This is a genomic window from Malikia spinosa (assembly GCF_002980625.1).
In the GTDB taxonomy this organism is placed as follows: Bacteria; Pseudomonadota; Gammaproteobacteria; order Burkholderiales; family Burkholderiaceae_C; genus Malikia; species Malikia spinosa.
This window is the reverse complement of record NZ_PVLR01000020.1, coordinates 17,042-36,698: the sequence shown is the minus strand read 5'-3', so window position 1 is coordinate 36,698 and position 19,657 is coordinate 17,042. Positions and strand designations below refer to the sequence as shown.

18 protein-coding genes are annotated in these 19,657 nt (G+C 62.4%); 4 read left to right on the top strand and 14 right to left on the bottom strand.

The window, feature by feature from the left end:
• Positions 1-471: 471 nt before the first annotated feature.
• The 6 genes from C6P61_RS17660 to C6P61_RS08140 form a co-directional block, all read right to left on the bottom strand.
• Complete coding sequence (locus C6P61_RS17660) at positions 472-2,397, bottom strand: hypothetical protein (protein WP_146115003.1); 1,926 nt, start codon at positions 2,395-2,397, stop codon at positions 472-474.
• A 5-nt stretch (positions 2,398-2,402) separates the two neighbouring features.
• Positions 2,403-3,269 carry a hypothetical protein gene (locus C6P61_RS08160; RefSeq protein WP_105729436.1) on the bottom strand — a complete coding sequence of 289 codons (867 nt, stop codon included), beginning with the start codon at positions 3,267-3,269 and terminating at the stop codon, positions 2,403-2,405.
• Positions 3,270-3,307: 38 nt separating this feature from the next.
• Positions 3,308-3,487: a hypothetical protein gene (locus C6P61_RS08155; protein WP_105729435.1), complete on the bottom strand. Its 180-nt coding sequence runs from the start codon at positions 3,485-3,487 to the stop codon at positions 3,308-3,310.
• 298 nt (positions 3,488-3,785) lie between these two features.
• Positions 3,786-4,316, bottom strand: coding sequence for a metal-dependent hydrolase (locus C6P61_RS08150; protein ID WP_105729434.1), 531 nt, complete (start codon positions 4,314-4,316; stop codon positions 3,786-3,788).
• Positions 4,316-5,071 carry a hypothetical protein gene (locus tag C6P61_RS08145; protein ID WP_146115002.1) on the bottom strand — a complete coding sequence of 252 codons (756 nt, stop codon included), beginning with the start codon at positions 5,069-5,071 and terminating at the stop codon, positions 4,316-4,318. The genes C6P61_RS08150 and C6P61_RS08145 overlap by 1 nt, the downstream gene beginning before the upstream one ends.
• On the bottom strand, positions 5,052-5,744 hold the full coding sequence (locus C6P61_RS08140) for a hypothetical protein (RefSeq protein ID WP_146115001.1): 693 nt from the start codon (positions 5,742-5,744) through the stop codon (positions 5,052-5,054). The genes C6P61_RS08145 and C6P61_RS08140 overlap by 20 nt, the downstream gene beginning before the upstream one ends.
• 403 nt (positions 5,745-6,147) lie before the next feature.
• Here C6P61_RS08140 and C6P61_RS08135 point away from each other — a divergent pair, with 403 nt between their 5' ends.
• Positions 6,148-8,955: an efflux RND transporter permease subunit gene (locus C6P61_RS08135; protein WP_105729431.1), complete on the top strand. Its 2,808-nt coding sequence runs from the start codon at positions 6,148-6,150 to the stop codon at positions 8,953-8,955.
• A 248-nt stretch (positions 8,956-9,203) separates the two neighbouring features.
• Here the strand turns inward: C6P61_RS08135 and C6P61_RS08130 are convergent, their stop codons facing one another.
• Together C6P61_RS08130 and C6P61_RS08125 are read right to left on the bottom strand one after the other, a co-directional pair.
• Positions 9,204-9,419: a hypothetical protein gene (locus C6P61_RS08130; RefSeq protein WP_244908845.1), complete on the bottom strand. Its 216-nt coding sequence runs from the start codon at positions 9,417-9,419 to the stop codon at positions 9,204-9,206.
• 119 nt (positions 9,420-9,538) lie between these two features.
• Positions 9,539-10,132: a TetR/AcrR family transcriptional regulator gene (locus C6P61_RS08125; RefSeq protein WP_105729441.1), complete on the bottom strand. Its 594-nt coding sequence runs from the start codon at positions 10,130-10,132 to the stop codon at positions 9,539-9,541.
• Positions 10,133-10,388: 256 nt separating this feature from the next.
• Between C6P61_RS08125 and C6P61_RS08120 the strand changes: the two genes are divergently transcribed.
• On the top strand, positions 10,389-11,177 hold the full coding sequence (locus C6P61_RS08120; protein WP_105729430.1) for an SDR family NAD(P)-dependent oxidoreductase: 789 nt from the start codon (positions 10,389-10,391) through the stop codon (positions 11,175-11,177).
• A 40-nt stretch (positions 11,178-11,217) separates the two neighbouring features.
• Positions 11,218-12,219: an NADP-dependent oxidoreductase gene (locus tag C6P61_RS08115; protein WP_105729429.1), complete on the top strand. Its 1,002-nt coding sequence runs from the start codon at positions 11,218-11,220 to the stop codon at positions 12,217-12,219.
• Positions 12,220-12,415: 196 nt separating this feature from the next.
• On the opposite strand, the gene C6P61_RS08110 is transcribed toward C6P61_RS08115, so the two are convergent.
• From C6P61_RS08110 to C6P61_RS08100, 3 genes are read right to left on the bottom strand one after another with little or no spacing between them, the layout of a single operon-like run.
• A complete protein-coding gene (locus C6P61_RS08110; protein ID WP_211296946.1) occupies positions 12,416-13,588 on the bottom strand; it encodes an aldo/keto reductase in 1,173 nt (390 codons plus the stop codon).
• A 30-nt stretch (positions 13,589-13,618) separates the two neighbouring features.
• Positions 13,619-14,470 (bottom strand): aldo/keto reductase, encoded by an 852-nt coding sequence (locus C6P61_RS08105; protein ID WP_105729427.1) that lies wholly within the window; start codon positions 14,468-14,470, stop codon positions 13,619-13,621.
• 46 nt (positions 14,471-14,516) lie between these two features.
• The gene (locus C6P61_RS08100) at positions 14,517-15,323 is read right to left on the bottom strand and encodes a (R)-mandelonitrile lyase (protein ID WP_105729426.1); all 807 of its coding nucleotides are present in this window, start codon (positions 15,321-15,323) and stop codon (positions 14,517-14,519) included.
• A gap of 123 nt (positions 15,324-15,446) precedes the next feature.
• Between C6P61_RS08100 and C6P61_RS08095 the strand changes: the two genes are divergently transcribed.
• A complete protein-coding gene (locus C6P61_RS08095) occupies positions 15,447-16,412 on the top strand; it encodes a LysR family transcriptional regulator (protein WP_105729425.1) in 966 nt (321 codons plus the stop codon).
• A gap of 134 nt (positions 16,413-16,546) precedes the next feature.
• Here C6P61_RS08095 and C6P61_RS08090 read toward each other — a convergent pair whose 3' ends face one another.
• The 3 genes from C6P61_RS08090 to C6P61_RS08080 all read right to left on the bottom strand — a co-directional run bounded on the left by C6P61_RS08090 (position 16,547) and on the right by C6P61_RS08080 (position 19,610).
• The gene (locus C6P61_RS08090) at positions 16,547-17,239 is read right to left on the bottom strand and encodes a TIGR02453 family protein (protein WP_105729424.1); all 693 of its coding nucleotides are present in this window, start codon (positions 17,237-17,239) and stop codon (positions 16,547-16,549) included.
• A gap of 81 nt (positions 17,240-17,320) precedes the next feature.
• Complete coding sequence (locus tag C6P61_RS08085) at positions 17,321-18,877, bottom strand: FAD-binding domain-containing protein (RefSeq protein WP_105729423.1); 1,557 nt, start codon at positions 18,875-18,877, stop codon at positions 17,321-17,323.
• Between the two features lie 25 nt (positions 18,878-18,902).
• On the bottom strand, positions 18,903-19,610 hold the full coding sequence (locus C6P61_RS08080; RefSeq protein WP_211296945.1) for an endonuclease III domain-containing protein: 708 nt from the start codon (positions 19,608-19,610) through the stop codon (positions 18,903-18,905).
• Positions 19,611-19,657: the final 47 nt, after the last annotated feature.

Genomic DNA, 19,657 nt, shown 5'->3' with positions numbered 1-19,657 from the left:
GTAGTTTCCTGAAGCGACCCCTGCGTGAACGACGAGGAAAAAGGGCGAGTGGATGTCAGCCCGGAAGGGACGGGCCTGACGATACCGCCCATCTACGCATTACAGACCGGCTGGATACGCCGCGCAGCCCGACAAGGCATGTAAACGGTGAAGGGGTCGCCTTAAAATTTGGAATTCAAAGCACGGTAAGCCGGTTTTAGCGAGTAGCACGTGCTTGCTGGGAATAGTGATGCACATGGACCCGTGTCCGGCGGTCTGAGAAGCAGCCCGCACCTGCCCCCGCGAACAAGCTCGACTGGACACCCTGTGCGAATCAACCGTATCGCAAAGTCAAATTTTGCCTTAGACTGTTTAAGTGCTGCCGGTTGCAGTTCTGAGCTAGTAAGGCTCGTCTGTTGTATATCTTTGGATATGTGACGCTGCGCTGCCCTAAACTGCAGCGTGGGGGCGCGCCGGCAGCACACCTTATTTTCATTCGCCGCATGGCTGGTAGTCCGCCAGCGGACGATGCAGAGACAAGTTCAAGGCTGATCGTACCTGTTCGATCGAAGCCGGCTCACCCCGGTTGGTGTACCGATTGTGAGCGAACCCTCTAGTAGTTTTTAGATCGACATCCTTTATCCAATCACCAAACGGTTTTTTCAGAGGGCCGGCAATCGGATCTCCCTTGAGCAGACCGTCATAATGGAAATACAAATTGGTCCAGCGCGTCAGCGCGAAGAGCCCGGCGTGATGTGGGACCTGGACCGAGCACTGGGCATCCGGGCGATTCTTATCCTTGTAAGCATGGGTAAATGTAAAGACCTGGAGAAGACGAGGTTTACCCCCTAATCCCGGAACATTCCGCCCTTCGGTTTGCGGAGGGCAAGTTGGGAAAAAGCGCTTTTTCTTCAGATTATTGAAATCCGATAGGTTCAAAAGCCACTCGGCATGCGCCAGTGGCGACCCAGTCGTCACCAAATCGCTGACGCGCCAATCGAACCCATTGCGCCGGTACTCCTGCCAAGCCGCATGCTGCATCGACTGGATATCGTCATCGGTGAGATTAGAATGCCTGGATTCGCCCTGATTGAGAATACTTTCCAGTTTCACTAGCGCGCGGCTACGGGTTTCATGCATTTTATGATGCTTTCGTGCTCGTCGCATCCAATCGTGTGAAAGAATATCATAGGCAATAACGCCTCCCAGGCTGTGCCCATAAACGATGATGCGTGCATACCTGTTTTTGGCGTGCAGATCATCAAGTATTTTGGCACCCGCTTCCCGGATAGCTTGTCGACTCGCGATATTGTCTGCATACGGATCCAGATACCTAGCCGCATCACCAGCATATCCTATTATAAAATCATTACCCAACACCCAATAAAAAAACTTGACTATTATTGGGATAATTAAAAAAATACCAAAGCCAATTCCAGCTATCCAGCTTGATATAACATCGCGAAAAACAAGATTCAAAATCGCCAAAATTATTATCAATAAAATAGCAACACGAATTAATTTTAATGGTATTTTTATCGAATTTGGGGATTTATTGCTCAGCAACAACCTGAGCCCCCAACGGTAGACTTGCATCAGGGTCGTGTCTCGTATCAGATGCGCCCAGTACAATTCATAGACGTCCGTCGTGGGACGGTTTTTTTTATCACCGCGCACAGTCATCGTGCGCATCTCGAACAGTGAAGAAATGTAGTCTGGCTTCAGGAAATGCACCTCGCCCGCTGCTTCCGGGAAAATATTCTCGACAAAATCACTGAGCATTTGTCCCGGACGTTGTTCTCCGATGCCGTGAACCACGATGATGGCTTGACGCTCGCGCCGTTTGGCACGATGCAGCGCCTTCATCAGACGATCGATCCGATTGATCACCGATTGCCAAGACTTCACGGCGAAATCGCGCTCGATCTTACCCTCCAAACCGCTCTGTGCGATTCGTATCAGGCAGTAGTCTCTCGCACCGGGCGGGCGCCGGTGTAGTAGGTCTCGCTGGCGAAGAGAGCGCTTAGGTTGGTATCTTTCGCAGGGCGAGATCCGGAATGACACCTGGTTTACCTCGGTGCGGTCATTCAGATTGACGATCAGTTTGAAAGGGCTGGCAACAGGGGACGCCTTCCGCTCTGGCAACGCGGATGACCCAGATGCCTTGTGGACCGGCCAAGCCAACGCACTCACCCGGCCTAATGAAAATTTATCGGAACCTGCAGGCTGATCGCTGTGAATTATGCCTTTCGGAAAGAAAACGACCGAGTCGATTTCGGGCCTTAGCACGGCCCTGGTGCCGAGCCACGAGCCGACAACCTCCGGACTGAACAAGTAGTCGGCCACGTCCGCAGCGCTAAATGGCAACCTGAGCGCCATGCGAACGGTGGTTAGAGACCTGGGGGTATGGGCTTGCATGGTACTCAGGTCAGGATCGAATCCAGGTACGGAGACACGACGGCGGCGAGCTTTTCGTAACCCGTGGCGCTTGGGTGGATTTCGTTGAGCCAGTCCCCGTCCTCGCCAGTCGTCCCGAGCCGTGCTCGATTCAGGACCCCCTTGGTAGCCGAGATGACATGGAAGTTCTCGATCTGGCTGGACAACGCAAAGATGGAGCGGCCCATGGCTTCGAACAGGTAGTCCGTGATAGAGATCCAAAACTCTTGTGGCACGTCGTTAGTCTTAAAGGCAGAATACAACCAGGGGCCCGTGAAGGGCACTCCTAGGAAGCGCGCCTTGGCATTTCGAGGAGTCGGATAGTCGTACAGATGCGTCACGATCGGCATATTCCGATTCTTTTCGCTGTCCTGTCGCAATTTTGCGATGGCCAAATAGCCTTGCTGGATCACGAGCTTGAGCCGTTCAAGTTCGATCGTGTCGATGTAATCAAACATGTGATTACCGGCGCCGACAGAAGGGGAACAGATGATCTGGTCTGCCATGTCGATCAGGTCGTTTCCACCGCCACTGAGAAACAGAGCATCCCATTTTGTCGAGAAATTGGGAGCTGCAATCAACTGACTGAGGTCGGGGTTCTTGGCCATGGCGGACATACCTACGATAGTGTCGCCGGGCCGTGCCAGGTTGATCAGCAACGTCGATTGGCTGAATCGCAACGGGAACAAAAGATTGCTGGACGGTATGGCACCGATCGAGAACCAGGAGTCGCCCTCGCACAGGACGCGGCGGGAGAAGGCTGGATCGTCGGGTCCGGTGATGCCGTCGCTGGCGTAGGCATCGGGGTCGTAGCCCTTGAACGTCACAACCTTGGCTTTATGGATCAGTTGCATGATGGGGTCCTCTGTCTGGGTTGCAGTTGGAAAGCCACTCACTGGGGTTGGGGTTTGACGCGCGGTACGGACAGCTGGCGACGCAGGGCAGCATCGAGCTGGCGTTGCCGCTCGGCCTCATCGCGCTGGCGGCGATTCGGATCGAACCGGCCCTGCTCGTCGTAGTTTCCCGGGTCTTCTTCCGGGAAGTCCTCAAAGTATTCAGACCATTCACCCATGTCTCCCCCTGAAAAAACTGCGTCGGTACGCGGATGGACTAGCGATCGCGCGCATCGCGAATCGCCAACGAGGCCAGCGCTGCCGCCGCAATGACCTGCGCCCGCCGATCGAGCACGGCGGACAACAGACCGGCGTCGTTGGCGGCATCGACCGGATCGCGGTCGAGCGCGGAGAACAGCGCACGCTTGAACTAGTCACTCAGGCTCGGATCGCCCAGTAGCTGTCGGATTTCCTCATCTTTCGGCATTGACACCTCATAAAAATATTAATTTAGTTATTAAAAATATTTAATTAATATTAAAATAATCTAAATCTATTGTTTTTCCATTCCAGGCCGTCGATCAGGCCGGAGCGGTACAGGCCTGACCAGTCGTAGAAGAAGGGCAGGAAACCGCCTAGGGTCGACTCGCGCTGCCAGACCAGGATCGCGCAGAGCAGCACGACCAGAAAGGTGATGAGGTATTCGGAAGGGCGACCGGTCTGGACCTTGCCGCCGAACAGGGTGACGCGGCGGTCCGACCACCAGCCCACGGGGGCACCGGAGACGGTTAGCGCGTCGCAGAACCAGTGGATCGCGCCGCCGACCGAGAACCAGTACACCAGGTCGCGCCAGTCCCAGATCAGCAGGCCGAACAGCGCGGCGGCGACCCAGCCGACCAGGTAGTGCGTGCTGCCCCGGTGCTTGACCGGGCGATTACGCTGTACCGCCCGCTTGACGAACTCGAACCAGTCCGGCGCCGTGCTGCCCAGCACGGCGGCCGGCACGGCCGCTGGGTTGAAGACGGCGCAGATGCTGCCGGCGATGGCGATGTGGGAGATCCAGCGCATTAGCCGCCCCTCGCGCTGGCCAGCAGCTGCTTGATGTGCGCGTCGAGCCCATCGGCCTGGTGCTCGTGACAATTGCCCAACAGCTCGATCCGGGCCTTCTGCAGCAGGCCGGACAGGCGCACGATCTCGCCCTCGGCGCCGGCGACCTTTTCCATGAAGGCGACCTGCTCGGTGGTTTCGGCGACGCCGGCCTTGACGCGTTCCTGCGAGCGGCGCTCGAGCGCGCGCAGCAGGTCGAGCTGGCGGCGCAGCTTGTCGCGCTCGGCCAGGACCGAGACGAACTGCCCGGCGGATTCGGCCACCCGGACCCGGCGCGACCATTCGCGCTCCCGCTCGCGATCCAGCTCGATCGCGCAGTAGAGGGGCAGTCGGGCCACCAGGGCGGCGCTGGCCCGACTGGTGCCGGACGAGACCCCGCTGTCGTCGAGATAGAGCCCGCGCTCGTTCCGTAGGCGCCCTTCGAGCGTGACCTCGCCCCGGAACAGGCTGCGGACCGGCCAGCAGGCCAGCGCGCGTTCGTAGAGGTCGCGGGCATCAGGTGCCGCGCGGGGCGTCGGGGGCTTTTCCGGCGCGTGGAGACTGGGCGAATCGCCCGAGTAGGTCGGCAGCACAAAGGGCTTTTCCGCCCCCTCGGCGGGTGGAGCGGTGACTGGCTGTGTGCCGGCGGGGTCGGCCGCCGGCCAAGCCAGCAGCGTGACACCCGCCAGGCAGGCCGCGACCAGCGCGGCACGAGGGTCAATGTTGGCGCGCCGCACGCCGGCCACCCGCGAGAACCTTCATGCCGGCCAGCACGGCAGCCAGCTGCCACCAGCCGATGCCCAAGGCCGCGATCATCAGGAGCCAGATCACCAGGTTGGTGACGTCGTAGGCCGCCTCGGAATGCAGGTGGATGCGTTGCGGGTCGCGCCGGTCGAGCAGCATGCGCAGCGACATGGGCAGGGATTGCTCGGACCAGGTCCCGATGACGAGGCGGCTGCACTCGCGACACAACTGCAGCACCACGTCGAGCTTGCGCCCGGTCAACTTGTGCGCGTCGTCGAGCAGCAGCACCGCTTGGCTGTCATGAACCCAATGAATCAGGGCATCGGCGCGCTCAAAGGCGCGCAGCCTGGCCCAGGGGCGGCCGTGGTGTTTCTCGGCCCAGGCGATGACGCGATCGTCCTCACACCAGCGCTGCAGCGGCTCGGTGGCGCGCAGAAAGAGTTTCTGCTGCTTGGCCCAGATCTCGGCGGCCTTGTCGTTGAGCTTGGCCAGCCAGCGGGTCTTGCCGCTGGCGTTGGCGCCCGCGATGAGCAGATCTTTGCGCACGGAGAGCACCCGCTCGTCGAGGATCGGGCCGTACTTCCGGGCCCGCTCGCGCACGATCGGCACGCGCCGGGTCGTGCCATCGGTCCAGCGGCCATTTGGCCGCATCAGCAGCATGTGCATGGCTCCCTCCCTCCCACCGAACCGGCCACCATGGTGGCCCGAACACGCGCAAGTTAAACGCCTACCCCTTGTGCAACCGGACGGATTTGCCGATGGTCCGGCTAAGGGGTCATAGACCTACTAGCCTGAGTTGCGCTTTTTACCATAAACAGGCGTGCAAGGAAAACGGTCGTTTTTTCTGCACTGATCGACCAGCAGGGGGGGCCGCTTGCCGGCCCTGGGGGGGCGCGCGTAGCGCGCATCTTTTCCCCCCAGCAGGGGGGACTGATTTAATTCCTGGTTCAGCACTTGATTCCGTCAGCTTTCAAGCTGCCAGCAGCGGCTGCTGGGCAAGTTCAGGCCGCTACGCCCGATGAAGCCGGCTTAGCGTGCTTTAAATTCCGAATTCTGAGACGACCCCTGGATGAAGGGCGGCACGCCCAAGGCCGAACTGGAGCGGGCCTGGTACCAGGCCCGCAAGAAGATCGGCGACGTGCGTCATCAGTTCCCCGAAGGCGTCCAGGGCCCCCTCTTCAACGACGAGTTCAGCGATGTCTACAGCGTGATGTACGCCATCAGCGCTGCTGACCTGAGCTGGCCCGAACTGCAGGTGCTGACCGAAGACCTCAAGCGCCAGGTTCAGGCGCAGCCAGGCGTGACCAAGGTTGATGTGTTCGGGCGGCAGGCCGAGAAGGTCCACGTCGAGTTCTCGAGCCAGCGTCTGGCTTCGCTGGGCATCAGCGCACAGACCGTGATCGAGGCGTTGGCCCGCCAGAACACAGTCAGTCCGTCAGGGTCGACCGAGGGCCGCATTGACCGGGTGTTCGTCCGGGTCGATGGCACCCTGCGCGATGCGCGTGACGTGGCCAATGTGGCCATTACCGCAGGCGGCAAGCTGCTGCGCCTTGGCGATGTGGCCAAGGTCAGCGCGGGGCTGGAAGATCCGCCTTCGTTCACCGTGCGGCATGACGGCAAGCCGGTGCTCATGCTCGCCATCACCTTTGACAAGCACGGCAACATCCTGGCGCTCGGCCGCGAGCTTGAGTCGCGCATGGAGGCGCTGAAGGCCAGCCTGCCCATGGGCGTGGTGGTGGAGAAGGTGGCCGACCAGCCCAGCATCGTTGAAGAGTCCGTGTGGGAGTTCGAGCGCTCCTTCCTGGAGGCGCTGGCCATCGTGCTGGCAGTGTGTTTCCTTTTTCTGGGCTGGCGCACGGGCATCGTGGTGGCCGCATCCGTGCCCCTGGTGCTGGCCATCGTGGCCATCGTGATGCTGGCTGCGGGCTGGAGCCTGGACCGCATCTCGCTGGGTGCGCTGATCATCGCCCTGGGCCTGCTGGTGGATGACGCCATCATCGCTGTCGAGATGATGGTCGTGAAGATCGAGCAGGGCTGGGACCGCGTCAGCGCGGCGACCTTCGCCTACACGTCAACCGCCTTCCCCATGCTGACCGGCACGCTGGTCACGGTGGCTGGCTTCATGCCGGTGGGCTTTGCCAAGTCGATCAGCGGCGAGTACGCGGGCGGCATCTTCTGGGTGGTGGGCGTGGCCCTGATCGCATCCTGGTTCGTGGCCGTGGTGTTCACGCCCTACCTGGGCATCGTGCTCCTGCCCAAGACCATGAAGGCGCATGGTGGCGCGGCACCAGATCCCTACGCGGCACCGCTCTACCAACGCTTGCGGCGCCTGCTGCAGTGGTGCATGGCACACCGCGTGATGGTGCTGGCCGCCACGACCGTGCTCTTCGTCAGCGCCGTGGCGGGCATGGGCCTGGTGCAGCAGCAGTTCTTCCCGACCGCCTCGCGTCTGGAGCTCATCGTTGACCTGCGCCTGCGCGAAGGGGCCTCGTTCGCGGCCACCGAAGCGCAGGTCAAGCGTTTCGAGCAGGTGCTGAAAGACGATGGCCAGGTTCAGCACTTCAGCGCCTACACGGGGGCTGGGGCACCGCGCTTCTTCCTGTCGCTGCCCATCGAACTGCCCAACCCGAGCTACGCGCAGATCGTCATCAAGACGGCCAATGTGGCCGACCGCGAGGCCGTGCGGCGCCGTTTGCTCGACCTGTTCGCCGCCGAGCGTGCCTTTCCCGACCTGCGGGGGCGCGTCACGCGCTTCGAGTTCGGTCCACCCGTCGGTTTCCCGGTGCAGTTCCGCGTGGTCGGCCCCGACACGGGCAAGGTCCGACAGATCGCCTACCAGGTGCGCGATGCCGTGCGGCAGAGCCCCCTGGTGCGCGACACCCAGCTCGACTGGAACGAACAGGTGAGGACCTTGCGCGTCCAGATCGACCAGGACAAGGCCCGCCTGCTGGGCATCACCAGCGCCGATATCTCGGCCATGATGCAGACCGTGCTGAGCGGGGCGCCCGCCACGCAGATCCGCCGCGGTGAGGATCTGATCGACGTGACCGTGCGCGCCGCGCCGAGCGAGCGGCTGGCACTGGAGCAACTGGGCGACGTCAGCCTGTTCACCCGCAGCGGCGCCGTGGTACCCCTGTCTCAGGTGGCTACGCTGGTGCCCACCTTCGAGGAGCCTGTGCTGTGGCGCCGCAACCGCGACATGGTGCTCACCGTGCGCAGCGATGTGCACGATGGGGTGCAAGGCCCGTCGGCCACAATGAAGATCTGGCCTTCACTCAAGCCGATCATCGACAAGCTGCCGCCTGGCTACCGCATCGAGCAAGGCGGCGCCATCGAAGAAAGCGACAAGTCCAACCAGGCGCTGTTCGCGGTATTCCCGCTGATGCTGGTGGTGATGCTGCTGATCCTGATGGTGCAGCTGCAGAGCTTTTCGCGCATGTGGATGGTGTTCCTCACTGCACCGCTGGGGCTCATCGGCGTGGTGCCGGCCCTGCTGATCTTCAACGCGCCCTTTGGCTTCGTGGCCTTGCTGGGGGTGATCGCGCTGGGGGGGATGATCATGCGCAATGCGGTGATCCTCGTGGACCAGATCGACAGCGACATTGCATCCGGCATGCCGCAGGCACAGGCCGTGGTGGAAGCGACGGTACGCCGCTCACGCCCGGTGGTGCTGACGGCCGCCGCTGCGGTGCTCGCCATGGTGCCCTTGACCGGCAGCATCTTCTGGGGACCGATGGCGATGGCCATCATGGGCGGGCTCATCGCCGCCACTGTGCTGACACTGGTCTTCGTACCAGCGTTGTACATGGTCTGGATGAAGCCATCTGGACCTGGCGAGCCCGACGCCCAAGCAGCGCCTTCGGTGTCTCTGACCTGAGCGGTGCCTGGAGAATCAGCCCGCTACATCCAGGCGCTTGCTCAAGTCGCCCCAACACAGCGCGTCAATCGGCTTTGTTGGGGGACACGACTTGGCAGTCCATCTACTCGCCAGAGCCAGACGACCGCCCTCGGCCTGAACCAGAGTCACAGCCGTGTCAAGTTGGCTGGCTGCTGGCCAGCAACTGTCACGCACCGCACTACTTTGTTGGCCCATGCAGCAGTAGTGAACAATTGAAATTTCGTAAGTTACAAGTCTTCATTCATCCAGTCGCTTGTCCAGCCAAGAGCATGGTGAATGGCTGGCAGCGCTTGACCACCACCTGAGAAAGGCACGTAGTTCAGCTTGCTCGTGTCGCCACCGGAGGCCTTGGCCACCAGGCCGGCCAGGATGTGGTCGGCACCGCCGGCCGAGCCACCGGCCCAAACCACCTTGGAGGTATCGGCCTTGAGCGCGGTGGCCATCCCCTGGGGGACGGTTGATCAGTGAAATTCGCCATCAAACGGCGAATGTCGGCGGCAGCGGCAAGCGGTCAATCAGGCAGTCGAAAGCCGGCCGACTGCCTCGCTCCCCAGCCATCGCGCTACGCGGGGGGCAGTTGGGGAGCAATCAGCGACCCAAGGATCGAGTCACGGCAGGCCGTGAGGAATTCGTCGGCGAGGGGGGAATCGTCCGGGCAGGCCCGAGACATCACGAGGGCACCCACCACATGCGAGAGCATGTCCAGTACCTTGGCTCGCTTTTGGTTCGCGTCTGCGCAATCTGCAGCAGCGTCATCGCTGCGGCTCAAGGCCGCCACCAAGCCCTCTATGCCAGTGGCAAAAGCGGTTCGGACTGAGTCGGGCTGACGAGCGGCATCCCCGCCCAATGCTGCCATCGTGCACCCGGTGCCGCGACTGTCACGGTGCTCGCGCGTCAGGTACTGCCTGACGAACTCGGCAGGCTCCACACCGTTTCCGGTCAGCGCAACGGTCTGAGTGATGCCGCAAGCCGCCGATTCGGCGATCAGGTCGGCTTTGGATGCGAACTGCTTGTAGAAGCCGCCGTGGGTAAAGCCGGCGGCGGCCATCAGATCGGCAACGCTGACGCCGTCATAACCGCGTTCACGAAACAGCTGGGAAGCTGTTTCCACCACATGCGCTCGATTCGCCTGCGCCTGCGCTTTGGTGATTTTCATCGCTTGTTTGCCTTGGGGAGCTGCTTTCGTAGGCCTCGATTCTATATTGATGTCAGTCATCATCAAAGTATTGACTTTTTTGATTACACTCATCATCATTGATGCATCCGAACACCACGTAAAACGGTGAAACATGACCGAGAACACACGAAGCGACGGACGGCATGTGCTACCGCAAACCCAGCCCAACCCAACCCAACCCAACCGGGAGTCGAACTCACTCGACAAGCGGCAACCACTGCCTAGGAACTTAAACATGGCCACCCTTCCCTCCGTCCTCATCACCGGCGCTTCCAGCGGCATTGGTGCCGTTTACGCCGAGCGCTTCGCGAAGCGCGGACACAACTTGGTCCTGGTCGCCCGCGACAAGTCCCGGCTCGATGCGCTCGCCGCACAGCTGCGGGAGGCGCACAAGGTGGCAGTTGACGTGCTGCAGGCCAACCTCACGCAGCCAATCGAGCTGGCAGCGGTCGAAACACGCCTGCGCGAGGACGCGCGCCTCGGCATCCTGATCAATAACGCCGGCATGGCGCAGTCCGGCGGCTTTGTCCAGCAAAGTGCGCAAGACATCGAGAGGCTGATCGCACTCAACACTACGGCGTTGACCCGGCTGGCTGCAGCCATTGCCCCGCGCCTGGTGCAGGCCGGCGCCGGCACCATCGTCAACATCAGCTCGGTGGTGGGCTTGGCGCCCGAGCTCGGCATGACGATTTACGGTGCCACCAAGGCTTTCGTGCTGTTTCTGTCGCAGGGGCTGAACCTGGAGCTCTCTCCCAAGGGAATCTATGTGCAGGCCGTGCTGCCGGCGGCGACGCGCACGGAGATCTGGGGGCGCGCCGGCATTGACGTCAACACCCTCCCGGAAGTCATGGACGTCGATGAACTGGTTGATGCGGCGCTGGTCGGCTACGACCGCCGCGAGCTAGTCACGATCCCGCCACTCCATGTGGCCGAACGTTGGGATGCACTGGACGGCGCTCGACAGACCTTGCTAGCTGACGTGCGGCAGGCCCAGGCGGCTGATCGCTACCGGCTCCAAGCCTGAGCTTCACCACCCTGGGTTCGCCAGAAACAAGGAAGAAGACATGAAAGCACTCACCTTCAAACGCTACGGCAAGTCGCCCGACATCGGGTTCTCCAACATCGACCGCCCCACGCTGCAGCCCGACGAGCTGCTGGTTCAGGTCCACGCTGCCGGCGTGAACCCCATCGACAACATGATCCCGGTGGGCACCTTCAAGCCTGTCCTGCATTTCAAGCTGCCGGCCATCCTGGGCAGCGATCTCGCCGGCGTGGTGGTCGAGGTCGGCAGCCGCGTGACCCGCTTCAAGCCGGGCGACGAGGTTTTCGCCAGCCTGTTTGACCTGGGCAAGGGCTCGCTTGCGGAGTTCGCCGCAGTGCCGGAGAGCGCCGCCGCCCTGAAGCCGCCCAATCTGGACTTCGTGCAAGCCGCGTCGATCCCCATGGTCGCGCTGACCTCCTGGCAGGCGCTGAAGGAACGTGTCAACCTGCGCCGCGGTCAGAAGGTGTTCATCCCTGCAGGCTCGGGCGGCATCGGGACTTTTGCGATCCAGCTGGCTCACGAGCTCGGCGCCAAGGTGGGAACGACCGTCAGTACGGGCAATATCGAGCTGGTTCGAAGCCTGGGTGCCGACGAGATCGTCGACTACAAGAAGCAGGAATTCGAGAAGGTGCTGCACGGCTACGACGTCGTGCTTGGCACGGTCAGGGGCGACGCGATCGAGAAGTCGCTGGACATCCTGAAACCGGGCAGCCGGATCGTTTCGCTGATCGGCCCGCTGGATGCCGCCTTCGCAGAAGCAAGGAAGCTGAACTTCTTGCTGAAGTTCGTGTTCGGCCTGATGAGCCGCAAGATCCTGAAGCAGTCCAAGAAGAAGGGGGTCGAGTACGCCTTCCATTTCGTACGTCCGGACGGGCAACAGCTTGCAGAAATCGGTGAGCTGCTCAAGGCCGAACGGATCCGACCGGTCATCGACAAGGTGTTCCCGTTCGAGCAGGCCAGGGAAGCCCTGGACTACCTGGCCCTCGGCCGGGCCAAGGGAAAAGTCGTCGTCAAGATCAGGTAACCGGGCCGTTCCGCCGTAAGCATCCGGCGAACCTTTCAATTACCCACAACTCTGATACCAAACGGCCGCTGCGGCGGGCATCGAGTTGCGCGTGGTCAAGCTGCCCGAGGCGAAGAAGGGCTTCGTGGTATTCGCCATCCTCATGCTGCCCAAGGCCGCGATGCTCCTGGGCGCCGGACAAAGTTCATAACACGCTCTAGCGCTTGGGCGGTGCCTCCACGCCCGACATCGCCATCACCGCTGCAGGCAGGCGCTCGCCCTGGATGCGGATGGCCGCCACGGCTGCGTTGAGCTGCTGCAGCTCGTCAACGGTGAACACGATTGATGCAGCGCCCAGGTTCTCCGCCATGTGGGCCGCGTTGGTGGTGCCAGGGATTGGCACGATCCAGGGCTTCTGGGCCAGCAACCAGGCCAGCGACAGTTGTGCGGGCGTGGCGTTCTTGCGCTGGGCCCAGGTGCGTACCAGATCGGCCAGGGCCATGTTGGCGGGCAGCACCTCGGGAGCGAAGCGCGGCGAGATGGCGCGGAAATCCGGTGCCACAAAGCGACTTGCGGTATTCACCCCGCCGGCCAGGAAACCCATGCCGAGCGGGCTCCAGCAGACAAAGCCGATGCCCAGCTCTTCGCACAAGGGCAGCACACCGGCTTCGGGGCCGCGCCAGAGCATGGAATATTCGTTCTGGATCACCGCCATCGGGTGCTCTGCGTGTGCGCGGCGCACGGTCTGCAGGCCTGGCTCCGACAGACCGTAGTGCCGCACCTTGCCCGCGCGAATGAGGTCCTTGATGGTGCCAGCCACGTCTTCGATGGGCACGTTCGGGTCCACCCGGTGCTGCAGCAGCACGTCGATGCGGTCGGTGCGCAGACGACGCAGCTGAGCGTCCACCACCCGGCGAATGTGCTCGGGCCGACTGTTGCGGCCACCGGGCAGGCGCTGGCCAGTGACCTGATCGATGTCGAAGCCGAACTTGGTCTCCAGCACCACCTGGTCGCGGATGCCTTGCAGCGCTTCGCCGACGATGTCCTCCGACAGGAAGGGACCGTAGGCTTCAGCCGTGTCGATAAAGGTCACACCCTGGTCCACCGCCTGGCGGATCAGGCGGATGGCGGCTGTGCGGTCAAAACGGCTGCTGTACGAATCGACGATCACGCCCGGCGTAGCACCCGGGCGCCACTGGCAGCCGAGGCCGACTGGGAAGACTTCGAGCGGGCCGAGCCGGCGTCGCGAGCCGGCCGCCTGTGGCGCCGAGGGGCGCGCAGGTGGGGCGGCGCTGGCACAGGCCGACAGCAGCCACGGGGCTATGCCCAGCGTGGCGGCGGTGGCCAGCAACTGGCGGCCCTGCAGTGGACGGGGTTTCTGGGTGTTCATGTCGGGCTCCATCAAAAGGGGGGAACAGGGTCAGATGTCGAGCGTTCGCTCGCTCATCCACTTCACGATCGCCGGATCGCGGTGCGAGAAGAAGCGGCTCTGGCCGGTTTCCAGCGTGGCGATGCGCGCCATGTCGTCTTCATCGAGTGCGAAGTCGAAGATGGCCAGGTTCTCGGTCATGCGTTCCTTGCGCACCGACTTGGCCAATACCACGATGTCGCGCTGGACTACCCAGCGCAGCACCACTTGTCCGACCGACTTGCCGTGCTTGCGACCGATCTCGAGCAATACAGCGTTCTCGAACAGCTGGTTGCGCCCCTCGGCAAACGGCGCCCAGGCCTCTGCCTGCACGCCATGTTCGCGCATGAAGGCCACGCTCTCGGCCTGCTGGTGGAAAGGGTTGACCTCGATCTGGTTGACTGCCGGCGGCACCGTGTTGAAGGCCATCAGGTCCATCAGCCGGTCCGAGTGGAAGTTGCTGACACCGATGGCGCGCAGCTTGCCGGCCTGGTAAGCCTCCTCCATCGCGCGCCAGGAACCGTGCACGTCGCCATACGGCTGGTGGATCAGGTACAGATCCAGGTAATCCAGTTGCAACCTTCGCAGTGAAGCGTCGATGGCCTGCTGGGTGCGCTCGTAGCCCGCGTGCTGCACCCAGAGCTTACTGGTGACAAAGAGCTCATCGCGGGGCACACCACTGGCGCGCAGGCCGCGGCCGACGGCTGCTTCATTCAGGTACGAGGCGGCGGTGTCGATCAGGCGGTAGCCCGCGTCGATGGCATCGACCACGCTGCGCTCGCACTCGGCGGGATCGGGGATCTGGAAGACGCCGAAGCCGGCGATCGGCATGCGGACGCCGTTGTTGAGGGTGACTTGGTCCATGATGGTGTCGGGTGTGCTGATGGTTTTCTGAACGGGTCGGACCGGTTCAAGGCTTGCCGATGTACACGTCACGCGCCACGCCGGTGGCCGTGACGGCGTTGGGCCAGCCGGTGTAGAAGGCCAGATGGGTGAGGGTTTCGGCGATCTCATCCTGGGTCAGACCGTTGGTTCGGCCCAGCGTGAGGTGCGAGCGCAGTTGGTCGGGACGGTTCATGGCGATCAGCGCGCTGACCGTGATCAGGCTGCGGTCCCTTGGCGACAGGCCGGGCCGGGCCCAGACATCGGCGTACAAGACCTCGTCGGTCAGTTGGGCCAGCTTGGGCGCCACATCGCCCATCAGCTGCTGAGCACGCGAGGGCTGAAGCGCTGCCGCTGTCGCAGCAGCGGGGGCCGAGCTGGCAGATGTCTCGGCCACCGGCTCCATCCAGGTCACCGATTGGCCATCCAGCGCTTCCGAGATCGCCAGGTGAGTCATTGCGCTGCCCGGCGCAGCGCCGTGCCAGTGCTTGACCTGGGGCGGGATGTGGACCACATCACCCACCCGCATCTCGACCACCGGGCCATCCCAACGCTGCACCCGTCCGACGCCCGCCGTCACGATCAGTGTCTGCCCCAGCGGGTGCGTGTGCCAGGCGGTGCGAACGCCCGGCACGAACCTCACCGAGCCCACGGAAGCGCGGGCCGGTGCGGCAGCCACATGCAGCATGTCCACCGTCGCCTGGCCGCTGAAGTGTTGCGGGGAAGCGGCGCGTTCCGTGCGCGTACCGGCACGGGTGACCTGCAGCTCAGGCTCTGTCGCTGTCGCGGGGCTCAGCACCAAGCCAGCCAAGGTGGCGGCCATCCATCGGTTCATCAGGGGTTCCTTCAAATAGCGTATCAAGGCGCCCAGTCTAGGAAGATGATTGGGTGGTGAACAGTGCTGAAAGACTTGATGAATTAACAAGCCATAACGGACAATCGCAGCCAAAGGAATCTCATGGCCATCAATGAACTGCGCGCCATCTCGGTCTTTGTCACGGCGGCCGAACTCGGCAGCCTGCGCAAGACCGCCGCCGCCCTGAACATCAGTCCGCAAGCGGCCAGCCAGGCTTTGGCGCAGCTGGAACAGCATCTGGACCTGCGCCTGTTCCACCGCACCACCCGCTCCATGGCCCTGACCGACGAAGGCCAGCGCTTTCTGGATGAGGCCCAGCCCTCGCTGCTGGGTCTGCGGCGAGCCCTGTTGTCTGCCAGGCAGGCCAAGGACGAGATCGCCGGGCCGCTGCGCATCGTCGGGCCGCGCTCCACCTTCCAGGCGCTGCTCTGGCGGCTGCTCGACGAGTTCTGCGAGCGCCATCCGGGCATCGTGCCCGACGTGCAGCTGGAAGATCGGGTGGGCAACTGGGTCGAGGACCGGGTGGATGTGGGGTTTCGCCTCGGCCACTCACCGCATGAGGGCGTGATCGCGCGTCGCCTGTTCCCGGTGCAGCTTGTGATCTGCGCATCGCCCGACTACCTTCGCTTGCACGGTGCGCCCGACAACATGGCCGATTTGGCGGCGCACCGATGCAGCGTGTACCGCAACACCGGCACCGGACGGGTGGTGCCCTGGCGCTTCAAGGTGGGTGATGAAGAGGTGGAACAGACCGTGGTGCCGGCGCTGAGCACCAATGACGAGGTCATCGAGCTGCATGCCGTGCTGTCCAGCAAGGTGATCGGGCAGCTGGCTGGCGTGACGGCGGCGCCTTACATACGGGCCGGCCAACTGGTGCCGCTGCTGGTGGACCACATACCCGAGCGCTACAGCTACTTCGTCTATTACGGCAGCCGCAACGCCCAACCGGCGCGCGTACGCGCTTTCATCGACTTCGTCGTGTCGCGGCTCGTGAACAACAGCGAATACGTCCTGAGCCAAAAGGAGCTGAGAGAGGCAACGCCCTGTATGCGGGATCTGTCCGTTTGAACGGCTGCTTTGGCAGCGTGTGGAATGTCGGTTCAGGGTCGCTATAGAAAGCTTTGCATAGCGACCCAAAGCGGACATTTGGACCAGCATTGTGGCAGACCACTTTTGTTGAGGTGCGATGTGGTGGCCGAGGACTATGTGAGCGCATTCTCGAGGAAACGATTGAGGCGTACCAGTTGCTTGAAGTCTTCCACCACCGCCGGCACCAGGTCCCGAGAGGTGAACTCAGCATTGGTGAGTTTCTTCACCACCAAAAACTTTTTGAGCCTCAACCAATCCATATCCGGATGATCTGGATCGAACCCTCGTGGCGGGCGAGAAGCCACTTCCTCGCGCGAAAAGTTGGTCTTGAAGCGCGCCTTAAAAGTGGGGTCGTCAAACAACGCATGAAAAAGTCGAGCGTCCTGTGCAATGGCACTTCTGACCTTTCTCAGTTGTGGGCCGGATGGCATGAACAGTCCCCCTGCGACCACGACCCCCATGTACTGCGGGATGTTGGGAAGAATGCCGAAGAACAGGTGAGGGTTGCGCTCAAAGCGGGAGTACGAGGGTTTCGAGATCGAAATGGACAGCCAGTCCTTGAAGCAAGGGCCGCCACTCACCACGTGGTGGGTGGCCCTCTTGATCCTGCCGATTCCCTTGATGGGGAAGTGGTAGTCCGGAACGCTTGGCTGCAGTGCGGCCTTGAGCCTCTCGGCCAAGTCGATGAAGGGCCCCCTGACATGGGCTTCATAGGTGGCTTGGTTCTGCTCAAGCCAGTTCGGATCGGTCTGCTGGCCAGCTTCGGTAAGAAACGGGAGGGTTCGGCTTGAGAATTTCATATCCATATTTCAGGTCTTGCAAGACTACTGCCCACGCAGCTCGGCAAGGTGTGGGGGCGTGGACCGCACTTGCGCGTGATCGTCAATTCAGAACAGGCTGAGCTGCGCAGGCAGCTTGGCCTCCCCTTGCTGCAGCCCGCGAGCCGTGCGCTGAGCCCGTGCTGTTTGGCGGGGCCTTTCGTTGAACCCTGGTGCCGGCTGCAGGTCGAGGCTGGACCGCAGCGCGGCGATCTCGGCTTTGACGGACCGGTGCACCTGCTCGAAGTCGACCCGTGGTGCCGGGTAATCGTCCGAGCCCATCAGACCCCAGCGGTGCCGAGCTGTCGCTGGCATGGCCCATGGCATGACAATCCAGTCGTCGGGTACCGCCCGCAGCTCAGGCACCCAGCGGCGCACGAACTTCCCGTTCGGGTCCAGCTCACGGGCCTGTGTCACCGGGTTGTACAGGCGCAACACCGGGCTGGCGGCCATGCAGCTATGCATTTGCATCTGTGTGTAGTGGATGCCAGGCTCGAAGTCCACGAACAGCTCTGCCAGCCAGTCTGCCACCGGCCGCCAGGGCAAGGACAGGGTGTGCGTCGCCACCGTTACCAGCATCGCTCGCATGCGGAAGTTGAGCCAGCCCTGGTGGTGGAGGAATCGCATGCAGGCATCGACCATCGGCCAGCCGGTGCGGCCGAGTCGCCACGCGTCGAAACGCGCCCTGTCCATCGGGCGTGGCAACTGTTCCATTTCGGGCACCAGGGCCTGACGCTCCATGGCGGGCTGGTTCTCCAGCACCTGCAATGCGTAGCAGTGCCACCAGAGCCGCGTCACGTAGCTGCCCAGTTGGCGATGCCAGTGCGCACGCGGAGCGGCTTCGCGGGCCTGCAGCGCAGTCTGGGCGATCTGGCGCAGGCTCAGGCTACCGTGAGCGATGTGAGGGCTCAGGCGAGAGCATCCCTGCTCGGCAGTGGCTGGTGCACTCATGTGGGCGCCGTAGTCTTGCCCGCGGCCGGCCAGGAAGCTGTCCAGCAGGTCACGGGCGGGCTGCAGGCCACCTCTTTGCCGGCCAGCACACGGAAAAGGGTCGGCCTTGACGGCTGTTGGCAGCAGCGAGACCGTCCGCCCGCTGGCAGGCCCGAGCCACAAGGGTTGGGTCGGTAGGTGCGCCAGAGGCGCCGTTGCCCAAGCATCCCAATGTTCCTTGAATCGACGACCGCGGCGCGACACTGGGCGAACCACCCCGTTCTGTGGGTACTCGTGCCAGCGCACGCCATGATCTCGGCACCAAGCTGCTACCGCACGGTCACGTGCGTAGGTCCAGAGCCCGCCGGTCTCCTGGTGGCTGTGCAACGTGAAGGGGCCCAGTCGGAGGTGCAGCGCGTCCAGCATCTGGATGACCGGCACCACGTGAATTTCAAGCGCAGTGCCCAACGACTTGAGCTGCGCGTCCAGGCTCAGCAGACATTCGTGCACGAACTGCCACTGTCGATCGCTGGTGCCAGGCTGGCGCCAGTAGTCCAGCTCGACGGCGTAGACACACAAGACCGGCCCTGCAGCCGTCGCGTGTGCCAGTGCTGTATGGTCTTCAACGCGAAGGTCGCGTTTGAACCAGACCACCTCTGGCGGCCCAGCAGGGCTGATCTCCGATACGGCAGGCATGGTCGTGTTAAGTGACTGCGTCAGGTCAGCGGTAGCTGCACAGCTCGGAAATACAGCAGGCCCCGCACCGCGGGCGGCGCGCGGTACATGCCTGCATGCCATGCTGGATCAGCCATTCATGTGCATGCCGCTTGTAGTGGGCCGGGGTGATGCCGTTGATCTGGTCGGCAGCGGCCTCGGCGACAGACGTGTGCACTATGTCCAACCGGTTCAGCACGCGCAGCACGTGGGTGTCCACGGCGATGGTGTCCTCGTGAAAGATGAAGTTCATCATGATGTCAGCTACCTTGCGGCCAACACCTTGCAGCTTCATCAGATCCTGGTGGGTATCAGGGATGCGGCCACCGAAGTCCTGAAGGATCTGTTGGCACATGATCTTCAGATTCGTTGTCTTGCGGTTGTAGTGCGCCACCGGCTTGATGATGGTGCGTAACGCCTCGTCATCCAAGGCCAGCAGTTCCTCGAAGTTGGACACACGCTCGAAGAGTGGCACGCAGGCCTTGACCGCTCGGGGTGTGATGGTCATGGTCGACAGGCAGACAGAAACCAGGCAGCGAAACGGTGTGCTGGACAGACCGTTGGTCATCCAGGGGTCGTCAGTCTGGTCGAAGGTCGGGTAGTTACGGCTGAGCTGCTCGTAAATCAATTCCAGACGATGCACCTTGCTTGAGATGTCCGAAAAATGCTTTTGATCGTGCATCACTTCAGCCGTGATCTGGGTAACAAGGCGCACATGAGGGGTCTCCGTTGACAGCAAACACCCACAGTCTAACAACAATG

Coding starts and splice junctions, on each gene's coding strand:
- C6P61_RS08100 (WP_105729426.1), bottom strand. CDS start 15,323: ATGAACCGATGGATGGCCGCCACCTTGGCTGGCTTGGTGCTGAGCCCC.
- C6P61_RS08120 (WP_105729430.1), top strand. CDS start 10,389: ATGGCCACCCTTCCCTCCGTCCTCATCACCGGCGCTTCCAGCGGCATT.
- C6P61_RS08110 (WP_211296946.1), bottom strand. CDS start 13,588: ATGAACACCCAGAAACCCCGTCCACTGCAGGGCCGCCAGTTGCTGGCC.
- C6P61_RS08125 (WP_105729441.1), bottom strand. CDS start 10,132: ATGAAAATCACCAAAGCGCAGGCGCAGGCGAATCGAGCGCATGTGGTG.
- C6P61_RS08155 (WP_105729435.1), bottom strand. CDS start 3,487: ATGGGTGAATGGTCTGAATACTTTGAGGACTTCCCGGAAGAAGACCCG.
- C6P61_RS17660 (WP_146115003.1), bottom strand. CDS start 2,397: ATGCAAGCCCATACCCCCAGGTCTCTAACCACCGTTCGCATGGCGCTC.
- C6P61_RS08095 (WP_105729425.1), top strand. CDS start 15,447: ATGGCCATCAATGAACTGCGCGCCATCTCGGTCTTTGTCACGGCGGCC.
- C6P61_RS08115 (WP_105729429.1), top strand. CDS start 11,218: ATGAAAGCACTCACCTTCAAACGCTACGGCAAGTCGCCCGACATCGGG.
- C6P61_RS08085 (WP_105729423.1), bottom strand. CDS start 18,877: ATGCCTGCCGTATCGGAGATCAGCCCTGCTGGGCCGCCAGAGGTGGTC.
- C6P61_RS08130 (WP_244908845.1), bottom strand. CDS start 9,419: ATGGCCACCGCGCTCAAGGCCGATACCTCCAAGGTGGTTTGGGCCGGT.
- C6P61_RS08135 (WP_105729431.1), top strand. CDS start 6,148: ATGAAGGGCGGCACGCCCAAGGCCGAACTGGAGCGGGCCTGGTACCAG.
- C6P61_RS08140 (WP_146115001.1), bottom strand. CDS start 5,744: ATGCACATGCTGCTGATGCGGCCAAATGGCCGCTGGACCGATGGCACG.
- C6P61_RS08090 (WP_105729424.1), bottom strand. CDS start 17,239: ATGGATATGAAATTCTCAAGCCGAACCCTCCCGTTTCTTACCGAAGCT.
- C6P61_RS08150 (WP_105729434.1), bottom strand. CDS start 4,316: ATGCGCTGGATCTCCCACATCGCCATCGCCGGCAGCATCTGCGCCGTC.
- C6P61_RS08160 (WP_105729436.1), bottom strand. CDS start 3,269: ATGCAACTGATCCATAAAGCCAAGGTTGTGACGTTCAAGGGCTACGAC.
- C6P61_RS08105 (WP_105729427.1), bottom strand. CDS start 14,470: ATGGACCAAGTCACCCTCAACAACGGCGTCCGCATGCCGATCGCCGGC.